This is a genomic window from Rhodococcus sp. DMU2021 (assembly GCF_019641445.1).
Taxonomy (GTDB): Bacteria; Actinomycetota; Actinomycetes; order Mycobacteriales; family Mycobacteriaceae; genus Rhodococcus; species Rhodococcus pyridinivorans.
Map to the genome: position 1 here is coordinate 294,244 of NZ_JAIFKB010000002.1, position 16,588 is coordinate 310,831.

Consider the following 16,588-nt stretch of genomic DNA (forward strand, 5'->3'; position numbering starts at 1 on the left):
GGTCAGCTCGCGACGCGGACGGTGGATCCCGAGCGGCCACGGATGACGTGCAGCCTGCTCGGGATCCGCTGCCGCATCTCGTCGACGTGACTGACCACGCCCACCACACGGCCTCCCGCGCGCAGTTCGTCGAGCACACCCATGACGGCTTCGAGGGAGTCGGCGTCGAGTGAACCGAACCCTTCGTCGATGAACATCGTGTCGAGTACGAGCCCACCGGCCTCTGCGGCGACGACGTCGGCGAGGCCGAGGGCAAGGGCGAGGGACGCCTGGAAGGACTCGCCGCCCGACAGTGTCTTCGTCGATCGCACGGCGCCGGTGTACTCGTCGTGGATGTCGAGACCGAGACCGCCGCGACGCCCCCTGCTTTCGGCCGCGTCGGAGTGCACGAACTCGTAGCGACCGCCGGACATCCTGCGCAGGCGTTCGGAGGCGGCGTCGGCGACCTCCTCGAGTCGCGCCGCGAGCACGTACGAGCGCAACGACATCTTCTTGGCGTTCGACCCCATTCCGGCGACGACGTCGGCGAGCGCGGAGAGTTCGGCGTGTTCGTCGAGCAGCGGGACGAGTTCGGCGCAGGCACGCTCGAGTCGCCGGGAGTAGTTCTCGATGTCGAGGTGCCGACGCTCGGCCTCGGTGGCCGCGCTCAGGGCGGCCTCGACCGCCGCGGCACCGTCGTCCACCGCTGCGCGCGCGGCCGTCACGTCAGCGACCTCGTCGCCGGTGAGGGCCGCGATCGCCGGGTCGTTCAGCGTGGAGGTAGCCACCGCGCGTTCGTCGTCGGCGGCGCGCAGGACGCGGTCGATCTCGGCGAGCCGCTCGGGTGTCCGGACAGCTGCGCGGGCGCTGTCGAGGTCGGTGAAGCCCGCCTCCGCGGCTGCGGTGCGGGCGTCGGCGGCGCGTTCGTCGGCGGCCGTGCGCGCCTGCAGGGCGGCGGTGCGGGCGTCGAGCAGCGCGGTGGCGGCGGCGGACAGTGCCGCGACCGTCCTCCGTCGCGGGGCGAGCAGGTCGAGGTCGCCGACGGCCTCGACGATGCGCTCGCGGATCTCCGTGATCTCGGCTGCGCGGACCGCGTCCTCGCGGGCGAGTTCGGACAGTTCGGCGTCGAGCCGCTTCTCCTGTTCGGCCAGCACCGTGTCGAGTTTGCGCAGGTCCTCGACCGTCGCGCGCAGATGGTCGAGCCGACCGGCGACGGTGGCGGCCTCGTTGTGGACGCGGACCGCCTCGGCGTGGGCGGTGGTGAGTTCGGCGAGTTCGGCGTCGCCGCAACGCTGCCGGAGGACGGCGACGATCCCGGAGAGTTCGGTGACGGCCTCGCGTGCTTCGCTCAGCGCGGCGGCGGCGCGTTGCTCGGCGGCGTGGGCGCGTTCCTCGTCGGCCTTCGTCGCGGTGTCGGGCGCCGGGCGGGCAGGCTCGGGATGTTCGGTGGAACCGCAGACCACGCACGGTTCGCCGTCGGTGAGACGCGCGGCGAGTTCGGCTGCCATTCCGTCGATCCGGCGCTGCCGGACGTCGAGGTGCGCGTCGCGTGCGTGGTTGTATTCGGAGTGCAGTCGCAGTACCCGGGCTTCGAGCCGTTCGAGTTCGTTTCGGCGCGAAGCGAGTTCGGTGGCGGCGTCGAGCGCGTCGGCGGCACGGTCGCGTGCGGTGGACAGGCCGGGGAGCATCGCGGCTGCGCGTTCGGCCTCGGCGACCGCATCAGCAGCGGCGGTCGATCGTTCGGGCAGCGCGGCGCGCTCGTCGATCACCTGCCGACGCTCGTCGGTGAGGGCACGGCGACGTCCGGCGAACTTCTCGCGTTCGTTCTCGAGCTCGGTGAGACGACGACGGCGATCGAGTAGGACGTCGAGTCGCGCTGCCTCCGAGGACCATTCCTCGCATCGAGGTCGGATGATGTCGCGGTCGGCGGCGGACGACATCGGCCCGACAGCGTCGAGGAGATCGCGTCCTTCGTCGTCGTTGCGGAGCGGCGCGGCGGCCGTCTCGGCGCGCGCTGCGGCGGCATCGGCCTCGCGTGCAAGACGGTCGGCCTCCCGATCGACGACCGCGACGCTCACCGCGCGATGCGCGGCGTCGCGTTCGGCTGTCACGGCGACGCGCTGCGTCTGCGTCTGCTCGAGTTCGGCAAGGATGTTCAGGGCGTCGCGGCGGCGGCGGAGTCGGTCGGCGAGAGCGATGGTCTCGTCGAGCCTGCGCCGGTTGACCTCGTCGACGGCGCGGACTCGTGCAAGCGCTGCGGCGGCGTCGTCGCGGCTCTCGGCGGCCTCGGCGAGCAGGCGGCCCGCCCATTCCACCGGATCGGCGTCGGCTCCCGCCTCGATCCCGGCCGACGCGGCCACCTTCGCCGCGAGCACTTCGACCTTCTTCTGTTGCTCGGCAAGCAGTTTCGTTCCGGCACCGCGCCGATCGCGGAACCACTGCTCGACGTCGCCGAAACGGGTGGTGTCGAACAGACGCTCGAGCAGCCTGCCGCGCTCTTCGCTGTTCGCACGCAGGAACCGGGCGAAGTCGCCCTGCGGAAGGAGCACCACCTGGAAGAACTGTTCGGCGCTCATCCCGAGCAACGACTTGACGACGTCGCCGATCTCCTGGGCGCGGGACAGGTTCTCCCCCGACCCGTCGAGCCAGGTGAGATTCGCCTTGGCCTGCTGCTTGATCGTGCCGGTGCCGCGCTTCTTCGGGCGTTCGAACTCGGGGCTGCGTTCGATGGCCAGACGGCGACCCGCGATGGTCGCCTCGAGCCGGACCGTCGGCACAGCACCCACCCGTGCGTGGTCGGACAGCAACCGGCGCCCCTCGGAGCGAGCACCGGGGACGGTGCCGTAGAGCGCGAACGCGACCGCGTCGAGGATCGACGTCTTGCCCGCGCCCGTCTGCCCGTGCAGTAGGAACAACCCATCGGCGCCGAGCTCGTCGAAGTCGATCTCGACGGTGTCGGCGAACGGACCGAAGGCCGTGATCTCGAGGTGGTGCAGTCTCATGCGGGCACGTCCGTCCGCCACTGCGTGTCGGTCTCGTCGCCGATGCCACGACGACGGTCGACCTCCCTCAACGCTTCGTCGATCCAGCCGCGCTCGCGTTCGGACGGCTCGGAACGCACATCGGTGAGGAACGACGCGGCGATGTCGCGATCACTGCGCCCGCGCACCTTGTCGCGGTAGCTGCCCTCCGTGGACCCGGCCGGTCGCTGCCATTCGACGTGCACGGCGTACGGGAACCGCTCCTGCAGGCGACGCATGGCGTCGAGCGGGCGGATCGCGTCGGTCAGCACCGCGGAGACGTAGTGCTCCTCGACGGCGGCATGCGCCGGATCGGCGAGCAGATCGTCCAGTTCGCCTTCGAGACGAGTCAATTCGCGGATCACCGGGAGATCGACTCGCTCGACGGACGCCGCACCCGAGGCGTCGAGGTCGACGACGAAGACCGCCTTGCGGTGCGAGCGCTCGCCGAAGGAGTACGGCAACGGCGATCCCGAGTACCGGACCGTCTCGCTCACCGTCTGCGGGGAATGCAGGTGACCGAGCGCGACGTAGTCGACACCGTCGAACGACGACGCGGCGACCGTCTCGACCCCGCCGACGGAGATGGACCGCTCGGAGTCGCTGGGCTCGCCACCGACGACGAAGGCGTGCGCCAGGACGACCGTGCGGCCGTGCCGATCCGCGACATCGGCGCGCACGCGTTCCATCGCCGCGTCGAGGATCTGCTGGTGCGAACGGGCCTCGGGCACGCCGAGCTCGGCGCGGGTGATCTCGGGTTCGAGATACGGGATGCCGTAGAAGCGGACCGGGCCGTGCTCGTCGTGCAGGACGACAGGGCTGTCGATCTGAGATACGCGGGTGATCAGGTGCAGACCCCCGTGCGCGGCGAAGGCAGCGCCGGCACCGAGCCGGACCGGCGAGTCGTGGTTGCCGGAGGTGGCGACGATGATCGCCCCTGCCTCACGGATGGCCTCGAGGCCGGCGTTGCACACGGCGACCGCGTCGGAACTCGGGATCGACCGGTCGTACACGTCGCCCGGCACGACCACCACGTCGATCCGGCGTTCGGCCACCAGATCGGCGATGGCCCGCAGCGCACGCGCCTGGTCGGCGAGCAGGTCGACACCGTGGAAGGTGCGGCCGATGTGCCAGTCGGAGGTGTGCAGGATCCGCATGGGACAGACGGTAGAGGAGAGGACCGACATCCCCGGATGTCGGGTGGATGTCGCATCGATGAGGCATCATCCGCCACATGACAGCACTCACGGCACTCGGCCTGCTCGTCGCGCTCGGTCTCGGGGTGGTGCTCGGCTGGCTGTTGCGGGCCACCCGCGACGGCGAACGCGCAGCCCGTGCCGAGGCGCAGCTGGCAGCCCTGCGGGACAACGAGGAGCAGCTGCGTCAGTCGCTGGCAGCGGTGAGCGAGGATGCCGCGCGCCGGCAGTCCGGTGCCATCGGCGACCAGGTCTCGCGGCTCGTCGGCCCGTTGAACGAGGCCGTCGGAGCGCTGGCCCGGCAGGTCGAACACGTCGAACGCAACCGCGTGCACGCCTACGCCGGGCTGAGCGAGCAGGTCGAGGGCATGCACCGCGCGTCGCAGCTGCTGTCCACGCGGACCCAGCAGCTGGTCACCGCGCTGCGCGCGCCGCAGATCCGCGGACGATGGGGCGAGATCCAGCTCGAACGCGTCGTCGAGCTCGCCGGGATGGTCCGGCACTGCGACTTCGACACCCAGGTGAGCAAGGACGGGGTGCGCCCCGACCTGCTCGTCTACCTCGCCGGTGGCAAACAGATCGTCGTCGACGCGAAGGTGCCCTTCGCCGCCTATCTGGATGCCGCCGAGGCCGAGGAGCCCGACGAGCGCGACCGGCACCTCACGCGCCACGCACGCCAACTGCGCACCCACATCGACCAACTGGCGGCGAAGGCCTACTGGGAGTCGTTCGACCCGACGCCCGAGTTCGTCGTGTTGTTCGTCCCCGGCGATCCGTTCCTCGATGCCGCGCTCGGCGCCGATCCCGATCTGCTCGAGCACGCTTTCGCCCGGAACGTCATCCTCGCCACACCGACCACGCTCGTCGCGTTGCTGCGCACGATCGCACACACCTGGCGGCAGGAGGCGCTCTCCCGCGACGCCGCGACCATCCACCGATTGGGCCGTGAACTGTACCAACGGCTCGGTGTGGTCGGTTCCCACCTCGATCGGCTCGGCAACCAGCTCGGCAAGGCCGTCGATTCGTTCAACATGACGGTCTCGTCGATGGACACCCGGGTGGGCGTGACGGCCCGCAAGCTCCACGACCTGGAAATATTCGACGGTGAGGTGCCCGAGGTGCAGCGTGTCGACGCTTGGCCGCGACGCAGCACTCTGGCAGAAAGAGCAGTGGCGGACGGTCCTGTCGACGAAGCGAGCTGACATCGCCACGCTAATGTCTACGTTGTGTCTGCAACCCAACGTGCACGTTCGGCGGTGCCGCTCGACATGCGGTCGTTGGTGCCTACGGTGCCCGGTGTGCCCTGGTGGGGTGCCGTGGCGATCGCAGCCGGAACGACGCTTCTCGGGGCGCTGCTCGACAGCGCACGCGGGAACGAGCTGACCTCTGCGTTCACTGTCTTCTACGTGCTCGGCTGCGTCGCGGCCGTGGTGGCGGTGCGCTATCGCGGACTGTTCACGGCCATGGCCCAGCCGCCTCTGCTGCTGCTCCTCGCGGTGCCGATCGGCCAGGAGATCGTCTCCTCCGCCAGCACCGGCGGATTGAAGGATCTCGCGCTCAACGTCGCCTATCCGCTGGTGAACCGCTTCCCGGCGATGCTGGTGGCGACACTCCTGGCACTGGCCATCGGCGGTTTCCGGATCTTCGTGACCCGACAGAACACGGGAGTACGTGCCCGTGCGCCGCGAGAGCGGGCGAAGCCGCGGGCAGCGAAGACCGGAACCGCGAAGGACCGCCCCGCTCGCGCCGCGGGCGACCGGCCGACACGCGCTGCGAACGCCCGGCCGACCAGGCGTGCGGGCCGGGGGCGACCGGCGACGGCCACCCCTGCGGATGCACGTCGCACCGCTTCGGGCCGCGGGACGCCGGCCGCGAAGGCGTCGGTCCGGGAGGTCGCCGACACCCGATCCCGTCGCCGCGTCCGTCCCGAATCCCCGACCGCCGAGCAGCCCGCTCCCCGGCGTGCCCGCGCTCCCCGACCTGCGGACCCGGTGCAGCCGGAGGTCCGCGAGCCGCGGCGCCGTCCGGCACCCGAGCCGGACACCGGTCGACCGGCGCCCTCCCCCGCACCCACGCAGGGCTACGAGCCGCCGCGCGTGCGGTACCGCGACCGCTACGAGGACTGACCCACACGACGAAGACGACCGGTCACGTGCCGATTCACGGCGGTGACCGGTCGTCTTCGCTCTACGGAACTACCCGGTTCAGCGACGCGACGCGCGCAGTTCGCGCGGGAGAGCGAACACCAGGGTTTCGTTGGCGGTCGTCACCGACTGCACGTCGTGGAAACCGCGCTCGTCGAGGAACTGGACGACGCCCTGAACGAGGATCTCGGGGACCGACGCGCCGGAGGTGATGCCGACGGTCTCGACACCCTCGAGCCAGGCCGGATCGATCTCCTTGGCGTAGTCGACCAGGTGCGCTGCCCGGGCACCCGCACCGAGGGCGACCTCGACGAGCCGCACGGAGTTCGACGAGTTCCGCGACCCCACGACGATCACCAGATCGCACTCGGGCGCCATCGCCTTCACCGCGACCTGGCGGTTCTGCGTGGCGTAGCAGATGTCGTCGCTCGGCGGATCCTGCAGCTGCGGGAACTTCTGGCGCAGACGCTGCACGGTCTGCATCGTCTCGTCGACGCTCAGGGTGGTCTGGGACAGCCAGATGACCTTCGACGGATCGCGCACGGTCACCGAATCGACGGCGTCGGGACCGTCGACGAGCTGCACATGGTCGGGGGCCTCACCTGCGGTGCCCTCGACCTCCTCGTGGCCCTCGTGACCGATGAGCAGGATGTCGAAGTCGTCGCGGGCGAAGCGCTTGGCCTCCTGGTGGACCTTCGTCACCAGCGGGCAGGTCGCGTCGATGGTGCGCAGCTGCCGGGCAGCGGCCGATTCGTGGACCGCGGGCGACACACCGTGCGCCGAGAACACGAGCACGGCACCCTCGGGCACCTCGTCGGTCTCGTCGACGAACACCACGCCGCGGTCGGCGAGCGTGTCGACGACGTGGCGGTTGTGCACGATCTCCTTGCGGACGTAGATCGGCGCACCGTACTTGTCGAGCGCCTTCTCGACGGTCTCGACGGCGCGGTCGACGCCGGCGCAGTAGCCGCGCGGCTCGGCGAGCAGGACGCGCTTTCCGGAGGTGGAGAGACCGGCGGACCGTGTGATCCCGACTTCGAGAGGAACAGGCGCAGACATACCTCCAGAGTACGGGGCGCGTCGGAGTGTGGCTTTCCAGCTCGCAGCCGACGTGCTCCCCGGCTACCAATCACGCCGATCATCGGGCAGTCTTGGGGCATGATCCGTCCACCGTTCCTGGCACGGGTGGCTGCCGGCGTTGCTGTCACCGCGTACGAAGAGACCCTCAAGCTGCCGAGCACAGCCGTTTCGTTGCCGATGACGACGGTGAGCCAGATCCTGCAGACGACGATGCGAGTGCAGCAGGTCATGACCTCGTTCGCCATCAAGGGCGACCAGTTCTTCGAGATCTTCGGAGCGGAGCCCGCCGAGACCGCACAGTGGGCGACCTTCGACGACGACGGCTCGACCCCTTCGGACGAGACCGCGACCTCGACGAACAGCGCCGCGAACGGCGCTCCCGGCCGGTTCGCCCTGTACTCGATCCCGCCGGCCACCGAAGCCGACGCACCCGTGGCCGAGCAGGCCGCACCGGTAAAGGCCGGCACCGCGACGACGAAGGGGCCCGCGAAGAAGACGGCAGCCGAGACGTCTGCTCCGAAGAAGGCCGCCGCGAAGTCCGCAGACGCCGAGGTCACGAAGATCGGCGAGACCACGGACACGAAGGTCGCCTCCGACGATCGTTCCGAGATCGTCGAATACCTCGACTACGACTCGCTGACTCTCGCCCAACTGCGTGCCCGCCTGCGCGCACTGTCGGTGGACGAGCTCACAGCGGTGCTCGAATACGAGAATGCTCACGCCGCGCGTACTCCGTTCGTGACGATGCTGTCGAACCGGATCACGAGCGCGCGTAACAAGTGACGGCCGGACAGAACGCGGCACGCCCGAACTCCGCGGAGCAGCCCTGGCCCGTCCGCACCGTGGCGCAGAAGGTCGCCGGGTGGATCGACAAGCTCGGCACCATCTGGGTCGAAGGGCAGATCACGCAGATCAACGCCCGCCCCGGGACGCGGACGGCGTTTTTGACCCTGCGCGACCCGTCGGTGGACATGTCCCTGCAGGTGACCTGTTCACCCCAGTTGTTGCAGCAATCGGGGGTGCCGCTCACCGAGGGCAGCCGCGTGATCATGTTCGGGAAGATGACCTTCTGGCCCGGCCGCGGCAGTCTGGCGCTGCGAGTCACGGAGATCCGGGCCGTCGGTATCGGTGAACTGCTCGCGCGGCTCGAACGACTGCGTGCGTTGCTCGCGGCCGAGGGACTGTTCGACCCGCGGTTGAAGCGCCCCCTCCCCTTCCTGCCGCGCCGCGTCGGTCTGGTCACCAGCCGCGGCAGCGCGGCCGAACGCGACGTGCTGTCGGTCGCGCAGCGTCGCTGGCCGGCCGTGCAGTTCGACGTCCGCCACGCGACGGTGCAGGGCCCGACCGCGGTCACGCAACTCATCGACGCCATCGAAGCACTCGACAAGGACCCGGACGTCGACGTGATCGTCCTTGCCCGCGGCGGCGGCAGCGTCGAGGATCTGCTGCCCTTCTCCGACGAGGCGCTGTGCCGCGCGATCGCCGCGTGTACGACGCCCGTGGTCAGCGCGATCGGCCACGAGCCCGACAGTCCGCTCTGTGATCACGTCGCCGACCTGCGGGCCGCGACCCCGACCGACGCCGCGAAGCGCGTCGTACCCGATGCGGTTGCCGAACTCGATCTCGTCGACGAACTGAGAGCACGGTCGGCGGCGGCGCTGCGCAACTGGGTCCGGCGCGAGGAACACGTGATCGCACAGTTGCGCGACCGTCCCGTCCTGGCCGATCCATTCCGCGATCTCGACCGGCGGAACGAGGAGCTCGAGCGGTTGCAGCACGCGGCACGACGCGACGTCACGCGATTGATCTCGTCGCAATCGTCGACGCTCGAACACCTGCGGGCACGGTTGGCGACCCTCGGGCCCGCGGCGACCCTGGCGCGTGGCTACGCCGTGGTCCAGCGGATCGTGCCGGGCAGCGCCCCCGAAGTGGTACGCACACTCGACGAGATGCCCATCGGCACCCAGCTGCGAGTGCGCGTGGCGGACGGCGCGGCCCGCGCCGCCGTCATGGGACACGAACGACAAGGAAGATCAGGACAGTGACGAACGCGGGAACCGACGACGCCAACGCCGATGTGCGGGAGTTCGGCTACGAGCGAGCTCGGGACGAACTCGTCAACGTCGTGAAGATGCTCGAGCAGGGCGGACTCGACCTCGACGACTCGTTGCAGCTGTGGGAGCGCGGCGAGGCACTCGCGCAGCGCTGCGAGGAACATCTCGCCGGCGCCCGCGAACGTGTCGAGCAGGCGCTCTCCCTCACGGACGACGAGGACGAAGACGACGAGGACGAAGACGACGAGTACGAGGACGAGGACTGACCTCGACCGAGCTCACGATCAGGGCTCGGTCGCTCCGACCCGGATCAGGGTTCGAGGGGCTCGGCCCTGCCCGCGGCGGTGGCCAGGGTCGTGAACTCGGCCTCGTCGCCGGAGCCACCGATCAGGATGCGCACGTCGCCGAAGTCCGACACCCAGAGCGCTTCGACGCCCTCGCCGCCGTAGACCACCCAGTCGTGGCCCTCGACGGACCTGGTGTCGGTGGCGGTGCGGGCACCTCCGGCGACGAATCGCACCAGTTCGTCCTCACCGGCATCCGATTGGGTGAAGCGCACGTAGCGACCTGCAGGAGTGATGAAACCGACGGTGCTCGAATCGCCGCCCTGGTTACCGGAAACGATGCTGCGGCTACCGGAGTTGGGCTGCCAGTCCTCGGGCACCTCGGGGTGGCGGATCGGGAATCCGAGTTCCGCCGCGTCGTACTTCAGGCCGGCATCGATGTCGAAGCTCGGCACGGGACCCGCCGTGGGTCCGCCGGGCTTGAACTCGCACTGGCTGGCGATCGCCGCGATGAAGAGGATCAGCACGAGCAGCGGGATCAGCGACCACGCCATATCTCGACCGTCTTGCAGGATGCGAGGTTTCTTGGATGCCACCCGTCCAGTCTGACAGCTACGAAACAGGCAGGCTCAGGCCGGGCGGGTCCGACAGCCCACACCATCGGCCGTGATGAGACAATAGCCACGCGACACACACGGATCGTGCGGGCGCCCTCGGCGCCCGCTCCCTCTGCCGGCGCAACCCGCGTCGACCGAAAAGTCTCCAGGAGGCAGTAGCCCATGACGGCCAGCACCCCACGCCGCGAAGCTCCGGACCGCAACCTCGCGCTCGAACTGGTCCGCGTCACCGAGGCCGCGGCGATGGCGGCCGGCCGGTGGGTCGGACGCGGCGACAAGGAAGGTGGCGACGGCGCCGCCGTCGACGCGATGCGGCACATGGTCAGCTCCGTGTCGATGCAGGGTGTCGTCGTGATCGGTGAGGGCGAGAAGGACGAAGCGCCCATGCTGTACAACGGTGAGGAGGTCGGCAACGGCGACGGTCCGCTGTGCGACGTCGCGGTCGACCCCATCGACGGCACGACCCTCATGTCGAAGGGCGCTCCCGGCGCGATCGCGGTGCTCGCCGTGGCCGAGCGGGGCGCGATGTTCGATCCGTCCGCCGTGTTCTACATGGAGAAGATCGCCGTCGGTCCCGAGGCCGCCGACGTCATCGACATCACCGCCCCGATCGCGGAGAACATCCGCCGTGTCGCGAAGGCGAAGAACATCGCGCACGCCGACCTGACCGTGACGATCCTCGACCGTCCGCGCCACGCGCAGATCATCAGGGAGGTGCGCGAGGCGGGTGCCCGCATCCGTCTGATCTCCGACGGCGACGTCGCCGGCGCGATTGCCGCTGCACGTCCGGGTTCGGGTGTCGACATGCTGCTCGGCATCGGCGGTACCCCCGAGGGCATCATCGCCGCGGCCGCGATGCGCTGCATGGGTGGTGCGCTGCAGGGGCGCCTGGCACCGAAGGACGACACCGAGCGCCAGAAGGCGATCGACGCCGGACACGATCTCGACCGTGTCCTCACCACCACCGATCTCGTCACCGGCGAGAACATCTTCTTCTGCGCGACCGGCGTCACCGACGGTGAGCTGCTCCGCGGCGTCCGCTACTCCGCCGGGGGCGCGGAGACGCAGTCGATCGTGATGCGCAGCAAGTCGGGCACGGTCCGCATGATCGAGGCGTACCACCGCCTGCAGAAGCTCAGCGAGTTCTCGTCCATCGACTTCCACGGTGTCGCCGGCTCCCCGCCGCCCATGCCCTGATCATCACTGCCCTGATCATCACTGCCCTGATCGTCACCGATCCTTCCGAGGAGGGGCACTGCACCGAGTTCTGGTGCAGTGCCCCTCCTCGTTCGTTCCGGCGGCATAACGTGGAGGACATGACCGACACCGAACAGTCTTCTCAGCAGTTCCGTATCGAACGCGACACGATGGGCGAGGTCCAGGTTCCGGTCGACGCCTTGTGGCGCGCCCAGACGCAGCGCGCCGTGGAGAACTTCCCGATCTCGGGCCGTGGACTCGAACGCGCACAGATCCGCGCGCTGGGTCTGCTCAAGAGCGCCTGCGCCCGGGTGAACAAGGACCTGGGTCTGCTCGACCCCGACAAGGCCGACGCGATCGTCGCGGCCGCCGATGCCATCGCCGCGGGTGAGTACGACGACCAGTTCCCGATCGACGTCTTCCAGACCGGTTCGGGCACGAGCTCGAACATGAACACCAACGAGGTCATCGCGTCGCTCGCCGCGAAGGCCGGCGTCACGGTCCACCCCAACGACGACGTCAACATGTCGCAGTCGTCGAACGACACTTTCCCCACCGCGACGCATGTCGCCGCGACCGAGGCGACGGTGAAGGATCTGATCCCCGCCCTCGAGCACCTGCACGGTGCCCTCGACGAGAAGGCGAAGGAGTGGCGCACGGTCGTCAAGTCGGGTCGTACGCACCTGATGGATGCGGTCCCGGTGACCCTGGGCCAGGAGTTCGGTGGTTACGCCCGCCAGATCGAGGCCGGGATCGAACGTCTCCGCGCGACCCTCCCCCGCCTCGGCGAACTGCCGATCGGCGGTACCGCGGTGGGCACGGGCCTCAACGCACCGGCGGATTTCGGGGCGCGTGTCGTGGCCGTGCTCGTCGAGACCACGGGGCTCGACGAGTTGCAGGGGGCCCGCAACAGTTTCGAGGCTCAGGCCGCGCGTGACGCTCTGGTCGAGGTGTCCGGGGCGCTGCGCACCGTCGCCGTGTCGCTGACGAAGATCGCCAACGACATCCGCTGGATGGGGTCCGGTCCGCTCACGGGTCTGGCCGAGATCCAGCTCCCCGATCTGCAGCCCGGTAGTTCGATCATGCCGGGCAAGGTCAATCCCGTTCTTCCCGAAGCGGTTACGCAGGTCGCCGCACAGGTGGTGGGCAACGACACCACTGTGGCGTGGAGCGGCGCGGCCGGGGCGTTCGAACTCAACGTCTACATCCCGGTGATGGCCCGCAACGTCCTCGAGTCGATTCGTTTGCTCGCCAACGTCTCCCGACTGTTCGCCGATCGCTGCATCACCGGGCTGGTCGCGAACGTCGAACATCTGCGCACACTGGCGGAGTCGTCGCCGTCGATCGTCACTCCCCTCAACTCCGCGATCGGATACGAGGAGGCGGCCGCCGTCGCCAAGGAGGCGCTGAAGGAGAAGAAGACGATCCGTCAGACCGTCGTGGACCGCGGCCTCGTCGGCGACCGCCTGAGCGAGGAGGAACTGGACCGCCGCCTCGACGTCCTGGCGATGACGCGGGTGGACGAGAAGTCCTGACCCGCAGGGTTCCGATCGACCTGTCTGCATCCGCTACGAATTTCGCCATCCGCTACAGCAATTGCTGTAGCGGATGGCGAAAACGTGAGCGGATAGCGAGGGCTCAGCGAGCCGGGAGTCACCTCACTCCTGGACCACCTCGGTCCCGGTGCCGGGCGCCCACGTGATGTAACCGAACTGGAAGTTGCTTCGCGCACCGTCGGGGGTCTGTTCCTCGTCGGTGATCGGGAAGCCCAGGTCGCCACCGGCACCACCCGCGGCCTCCCAGGCCGTGCGGATCTCACCCCACACGATGTGGGAATCGGTGTCGGGGCTCCACGCAATGATGCCGCCCTCGAACTCCGCGACGTAACCGTCGCCGACTTCCTCCTGCTGGCCGGTCGCGGCGCCGAGCGGGCTGGACGCACCGCCGACCTCGTCGTACTTCTGCAGGATCGGTCCGCTGAGTTCGACCTGCTCGCCGTCCGGTCCCGGCACCGCACTGGACCGATCCGCCGCGGGCTCGTCGGCCTCGGGCGAATCGTCGCCCTGCGTGATCGATTCGACGGCGCTCTCCGCCCCGGATGCCACGCTCTCCGCGGCGGATTGGACCGCGCTGGTCGCGCTGCCCACCGTGTCCTCCGCGGATTGGTCGTCGCTGCAACCGGCGACCACCAGTCCGATCGCCGCTGCGGCCGCCACCAACGCTGCTCTGCGTCGGGGAATTCGATTCATCGGTTCGCTCCTGTCACTGAGAGGACGGGTACCTGAGTTCAGGGTGCCCGACTCCTCGGCGACACAACCCGGTTTCCGGTGATTCCGTGCCGTGCACCAATCCGCCCCACCCCAGGTCTCCTGCCGTTACCATGCGACGCAGCCGACGCCGAGGAGAACGATGAGCACACAGACCGTCACCGCGCACGACGCCGTCGCCACGGTGACCGATTTCCTGGAGGCAACGGCCGCCGAGGACATCGACCGCGCCGCCTCTCTGATCACCGACAACATCGCGTGGCACAACACCTGGCTCCCCACCGTCCGCGGCGGCGCCCGGGTCCGGAAGATCCTTGCCGGTCTCGCGCGACCGTCGGTGGGCTTCGGCGTCGTCGTCCACCACATCGCAGCCGAGGGCGACATCGTGCTCACCGAACGCACCGACATCCTGCGCTTCGGGCCGGTGCGCATCGAGTTCTGGGTGTGCGGCACCTTCGAACTGCGCGACGGGCGGATCGCCTTGTGGGACGACCACTTCGACGTCCTCACCTTCCTCCGCGGAACCGTCGTGGGCGTCCTGCGCGCCGTCCTGCGTCGCTCCTGACGCTCCTCGCCCTCACCGCTTCCCTAGGCTGCCCGCATAGAATCCGTTCGTCGCCGAACCGTTCGGCGACGGATCAGCAGGGAGCGATGACATGTCCGACGCCGAGCACACTCCGGGATTCACGACGGGTCTGGAGATCCGGCGCGAAGTGATGGGTGACGACTTCGTCGAGCGGGCGTTCGAGCGTTCCCGTGGCACCGACTCCGAGGCGATGCAGGAGTTCGTGACCGAGCACGCCTGGGGCGCCGTGTGGTCGCGCCCCGGCCTGGACCGCCGCAGCCGCAGCCTGCTCAACCTGGGCATGCTCATCGCGTTGCGTGCCGAGAACGAACTGCGCGGACACGTCCGCGGTGCCCTGCGCAACGGACTCGACCGCACGGAGATCGTCGAATCCGTCATCCACTGCTCGGCGTACTGCGGCGCTCCCGCCGGACTCGCTGCGATGCGCGTCGTCCAGGAAGTGCTCGAGACCGAACTCGGCCCTCTCCCCGAGGACACCGACACCTCCGACGAGGCCTGACGACGACGGCGCGTCCGGCATTGCCGGACGCGCCGTGTCGGCCGTGCCCGGGCGTCAGGCGCCCGGAGCGAACTCCTCGAGCATCTCCGTCACCAGCGCCGCGATCGGCGACCGCTCACTGCGGGTGAGCGTGACGTGCGCGAACAGCGGATGTCCCTTGAGCTTCTCGATGACCGCCGCGACACCGTCGTGCCGGCCGACACGCAGGTTGTCGCGCTGGGCGACGTCGTGGGTGAGCACGACGCGCGATCCCGCACCGAGCCGCGACAGGACGGTGAGCAGCACGTTGCGTTCGAGCGACTGTGCCTCGTCGACGACGACGAACGAATCGTGCAGCGACCGGCCGCGAATGTGCGTGAGCGGCAGCACTTCCAGCATTCCGCGGCTGAGCACCTCCTCGAGCACCGCCGGGCTGGCGAGTCCTTCGAGGGTGTCGAAGACCGCCTGCCCCCACGGATTCATCTTCTCGGCCTCGGTACCCGGCAGGTAGCCGAGTTCCTGCCCACCCACCGCGTAGAGCGGCCGGAAGACCACCACCTTGCGGTGGGTTCGTCTTTCCAGGACGGCCTCGAGTCCCGCCGTCAGTGCCAGCGCGGACTTTCCGGTTCCGGCCTTGCCGCCGAGGGAGACGATGCCGACGGATTCGTCGAGCAGCAGGTCGAGGGCGACGCGCTGTTCGGCGGAGCGCCCGTGCAGTCCGAACGCCTCCCGGTCGCCGCGGACGAGCTGCACCCGCTTGTCGGCGGTGACCCGGCCGAGCGCGCTGGAGGAGCCACCGAGAAGCCTGATCCCCGTGTGGCACGGCAGATCCCGAGCATCGTCGATGTCGACGATGCCCTCGGTGAACATCTCGTCGATGAGGGTCCGGTCGACCTCGAGTTCGGTCATGCCCGTCCATCCCGAGATCACCACGTCCTGGGCGTGGTACTCGTCGGCGTCGAGGCCGACGGCACCGGCCTTGACGCGCAACGGGATGTCCTTGCTGACGAGCACCACGTCGCGTCCCTCGGTGGCCAGGTTCAGGGCGCACGCGAGGATGCGGGAGTCGTTGGTGTCGGTGCGGAATCCCGCGGGCAGGACCATGGGGTCGGTGTGATTGAGCTCCACGTGGAGGGTGCCACCCTCGTCCCCGATAGGGATGGGCTGGTCGAGGCGTCCGTGCCGCTGCCGCAGGTCGTCGAGCAGGCGCAGCGATTCGCGAGCGAACCAGCCGAGTTCGTGGTGGTGCCGTTTCCCTTCGAGTTCGCCGATCACGACCAGCGGAAGGACGACTTCGTGCTCGGCGAACCTGGTGACCGCCCAAGGGTCGGAGAGCAACACTGAAGTGTCCAGCACGTAGGTGCGTACAGCGGATTCTTTCGCAGCGGCGGTACCGGAGGCGTGGCCGGAGCGGGTGGGGACGGAGCGTGTTGCGTTCACGTGGGGCTCCTCGGCCCGGACGGCACCGCCCGGACGTATTCGGTGGGCCGGTGGGTCCCCGGTGTCGTCACGACCACGGAGGCCCGGTGCCGGCCCCCTCGCTCGGACTGTGTCAGCCACACGATCAGGGACCTCCCGTGTAGACGGCACCTGCGCCGCCTACACCCCCGACGCTAACCCCGATACGGGCGATTCGCTCGATGGCGGAGGAAGCGTGTCGGTGAAGATCGCGTTAACGACACCTCA

The 16,588-nt window shown here is 69.3% G+C and carries 15 protein-coding genes; 9 read left to right on the top strand and 6 right to left on the bottom strand.

The window, feature by feature from the left end; genetic code table 11:
• Positions 1–2: 2 nt before the first annotated feature.
• Entirely contained in the window at positions 3–2,981 is a 2,979-nt protein-coding gene (locus K3M35_RS04730) for an AAA family ATPase (protein WP_217580046.1), read from the bottom strand.
• On the bottom strand, positions 2,978–4,156 hold the full coding sequence (locus tag K3M35_RS04735) for an exonuclease SbcCD subunit D (protein WP_006553912.1): 1,179 nt from the start codon (positions 4,154–4,156) through the stop codon (positions 2,978–2,980). Before K3M35_RS04735 ends, K3M35_RS04730 begins: the two co-directional genes overlap by 4 nt.
• Before the next feature lie 77 nt (positions 4,157–4,233).
• On the opposite strand from K3M35_RS04735, the gene K3M35_RS04740 reads away from it, so the two are divergent.
• On the top strand, positions 4,234–5,397 hold the full coding sequence (locus tag K3M35_RS04740) for a DNA recombination protein RmuC (protein WP_006553911.1): 1,164 nt from the start codon (positions 4,234–4,236) through the stop codon (positions 5,395–5,397).
• A gap of 24 nt (positions 5,398–5,421) precedes the next feature.
• Positions 5,422–6,321, top strand: coding sequence for a DUF6542 domain-containing protein (locus tag K3M35_RS04745; RefSeq protein WP_254707570.1), 900 nt, complete (start codon positions 5,422–5,424; stop codon positions 6,319–6,321).
• 78 nt (positions 6,322–6,399) lie between these two features.
• Here the strand turns inward: K3M35_RS04745 and K3M35_RS04750 are convergent, their stop codons facing one another.
• Complete coding sequence (locus K3M35_RS04750; RefSeq protein ID WP_006553909.1) at positions 6,400–7,398, bottom strand: 4-hydroxy-3-methylbut-2-enyl diphosphate reductase; 999 nt, start codon at positions 7,396–7,398, stop codon at positions 6,400–6,402.
• Positions 7,399–7,497: 99 nt separating this feature from the next.
• On the opposite strand from K3M35_RS04750, the gene K3M35_RS04755 reads away from it, so the two are divergent.
• Genes K3M35_RS04755 through K3M35_RS04765 form a run of 3 tightly spaced genes read left to right on the top strand, consistent with a single transcriptional unit; the run spans position 7,498 to position 9,739 of the window.
• Positions 7,498–8,202, top strand: a complete 705-nt coding sequence (locus tag K3M35_RS04755) for a lipid droplet-associated protein (RefSeq protein ID WP_217580047.1) — start codon at positions 7,498–7,500, stop codon at positions 8,200–8,202.
• Positions 8,199–9,464 (top strand): exodeoxyribonuclease VII large subunit, encoded by a 1,266-nt coding sequence (gene xseA / locus K3M35_RS04760; RefSeq protein WP_217580048.1) that lies wholly within the window; start codon positions 8,199–8,201, stop codon positions 9,462–9,464. The genes K3M35_RS04755 and xseA overlap by 4 nt, the downstream gene beginning before the upstream one ends.
• Positions 9,461–9,739 (top strand): exodeoxyribonuclease VII small subunit, encoded by a 279-nt coding sequence (locus K3M35_RS04765; protein WP_217580049.1) that lies wholly within the window; start codon positions 9,461–9,463, stop codon positions 9,737–9,739. The genes xseA and K3M35_RS04765 overlap by 4 nt, the downstream gene beginning before the upstream one ends.
• Positions 9,740–9,783: 44 nt before the next feature.
• On the opposite strand, the gene K3M35_RS04770 is transcribed toward K3M35_RS04765, so the two are convergent.
• Positions 9,784–10,353 (bottom strand): DUF4245 domain-containing protein, encoded by a 570-nt coding sequence (locus tag K3M35_RS04770; RefSeq protein WP_024103281.1) that lies wholly within the window; start codon positions 10,351–10,353, stop codon positions 9,784–9,786.
• 183 nt (positions 10,354–10,536) lie between these two features.
• On the opposite strand from K3M35_RS04770, the gene glpX reads away from it, so the two are divergent.
• Together glpX and K3M35_RS04780 are read left to right on the top strand one after the other, a co-directional pair.
• Positions 10,537–11,571 (top strand): class II fructose-bisphosphatase, encoded by a 1,035-nt coding sequence (gene glpX / locus K3M35_RS04775; protein ID WP_217580050.1) that lies wholly within the window; start codon positions 10,537–10,539, stop codon positions 11,569–11,571.
• 119 nt (positions 11,572–11,690) lie between these two features.
• Positions 11,691–13,106 (top strand): class II fumarate hydratase, encoded by a 1,416-nt coding sequence (locus tag K3M35_RS04780; protein ID WP_033097373.1) that lies wholly within the window; start codon positions 11,691–11,693, stop codon positions 13,104–13,106.
• 123 nt (positions 13,107–13,229) lie between these two features.
• Here the strand turns inward: K3M35_RS04780 and K3M35_RS04785 are convergent, their stop codons facing one another.
• The gene (locus tag K3M35_RS04785; RefSeq protein WP_231911958.1) at positions 13,230–13,820 is read right to left on the bottom strand and encodes an LGFP repeat-containing protein; all 591 of its coding nucleotides are present in this window, start codon (positions 13,818–13,820) and stop codon (positions 13,230–13,232) included.
• 160 nt (positions 13,821–13,980) lie between these two features.
• On the opposite strand from K3M35_RS04785, the gene K3M35_RS04790 reads away from it, so the two are divergent.
• On the top strand, positions 13,981–14,403 hold the full coding sequence (locus K3M35_RS04790) for a limonene-1,2-epoxide hydrolase family protein (protein ID WP_217580051.1): 423 nt from the start codon (positions 13,981–13,983) through the stop codon (positions 14,401–14,403).
• A 91-nt stretch (positions 14,404–14,494) separates the two neighbouring features.
• Complete coding sequence (locus K3M35_RS04795) at positions 14,495–14,923, top strand: carboxymuconolactone decarboxylase family protein (protein WP_019288724.1); 429 nt, start codon at positions 14,495–14,497, stop codon at positions 14,921–14,923.
• A gap of 54 nt (positions 14,924–14,977) precedes the next feature.
• Here K3M35_RS04795 and K3M35_RS04800 read toward each other — a convergent pair whose 3' ends face one another.
• Positions 14,978–16,342 carry a PhoH family protein gene (locus K3M35_RS04800; protein ID WP_024103276.1) on the bottom strand — a complete coding sequence of 455 codons (1,365 nt, stop codon included), beginning with the start codon at positions 16,340–16,342 and terminating at the stop codon, positions 14,978–14,980.
• Positions 16,343–16,588 lie beyond the last annotated feature (246 nt).

Bases quoted from the DNA above. Each gene is read 5' to 3' on its own strand.
- K3M35_RS04740 (WP_006553911.1), top strand. From the start codon at position 4,234: ATGACAGCACTCACGGCACTCGGCCTGCTCGTCGCGCTCGGTCTCGGG.
- K3M35_RS04750 (WP_006553909.1), bottom strand. From the start codon at position 7,398: ATGTCTGCGCCTGTTCCTCTCGAAGTCGGGATCACACGGTCCGCCGGT.
- K3M35_RS04795 (WP_019288724.1), top strand. From the start codon at position 14,495: ATGTCCGACGCCGAGCACACTCCGGGATTCACGACGGGTCTGGAGATC.
- K3M35_RS04790 (WP_217580051.1), top strand. From the start codon at position 13,981: ATGAGCACACAGACCGTCACCGCGCACGACGCCGTCGCCACGGTGACC.
- K3M35_RS04755 (WP_217580047.1), top strand. From the start codon at position 7,498: ATGATCCGTCCACCGTTCCTGGCACGGGTGGCTGCCGGCGTTGCTGTC.
- K3M35_RS04780 (WP_033097373.1), top strand. From the start codon at position 11,691: ATGACCGACACCGAACAGTCTTCTCAGCAGTTCCGTATCGAACGCGAC.
- K3M35_RS04730 (WP_217580046.1), bottom strand. From the start codon at position 2,981: ATGAGACTGCACCACCTCGAGATCACGGCCTTCGGTCCGTTCGCCGAC.
- glpX (WP_217580050.1), top strand. From the start codon at position 10,537: ATGACGGCCAGCACCCCACGCCGCGAAGCTCCGGACCGCAACCTCGCG.
- K3M35_RS04785 (WP_231911958.1), bottom strand. From the start codon at position 13,820: ATGAATCGAATTCCCCGACGCAGAGCAGCGTTGGTGGCGGCCGCAGCG.
- K3M35_RS04735 (WP_006553912.1), bottom strand. From the start codon at position 4,156: ATGCGGATCCTGCACACCTCCGACTGGCACATCGGCCGCACCTTCCAC.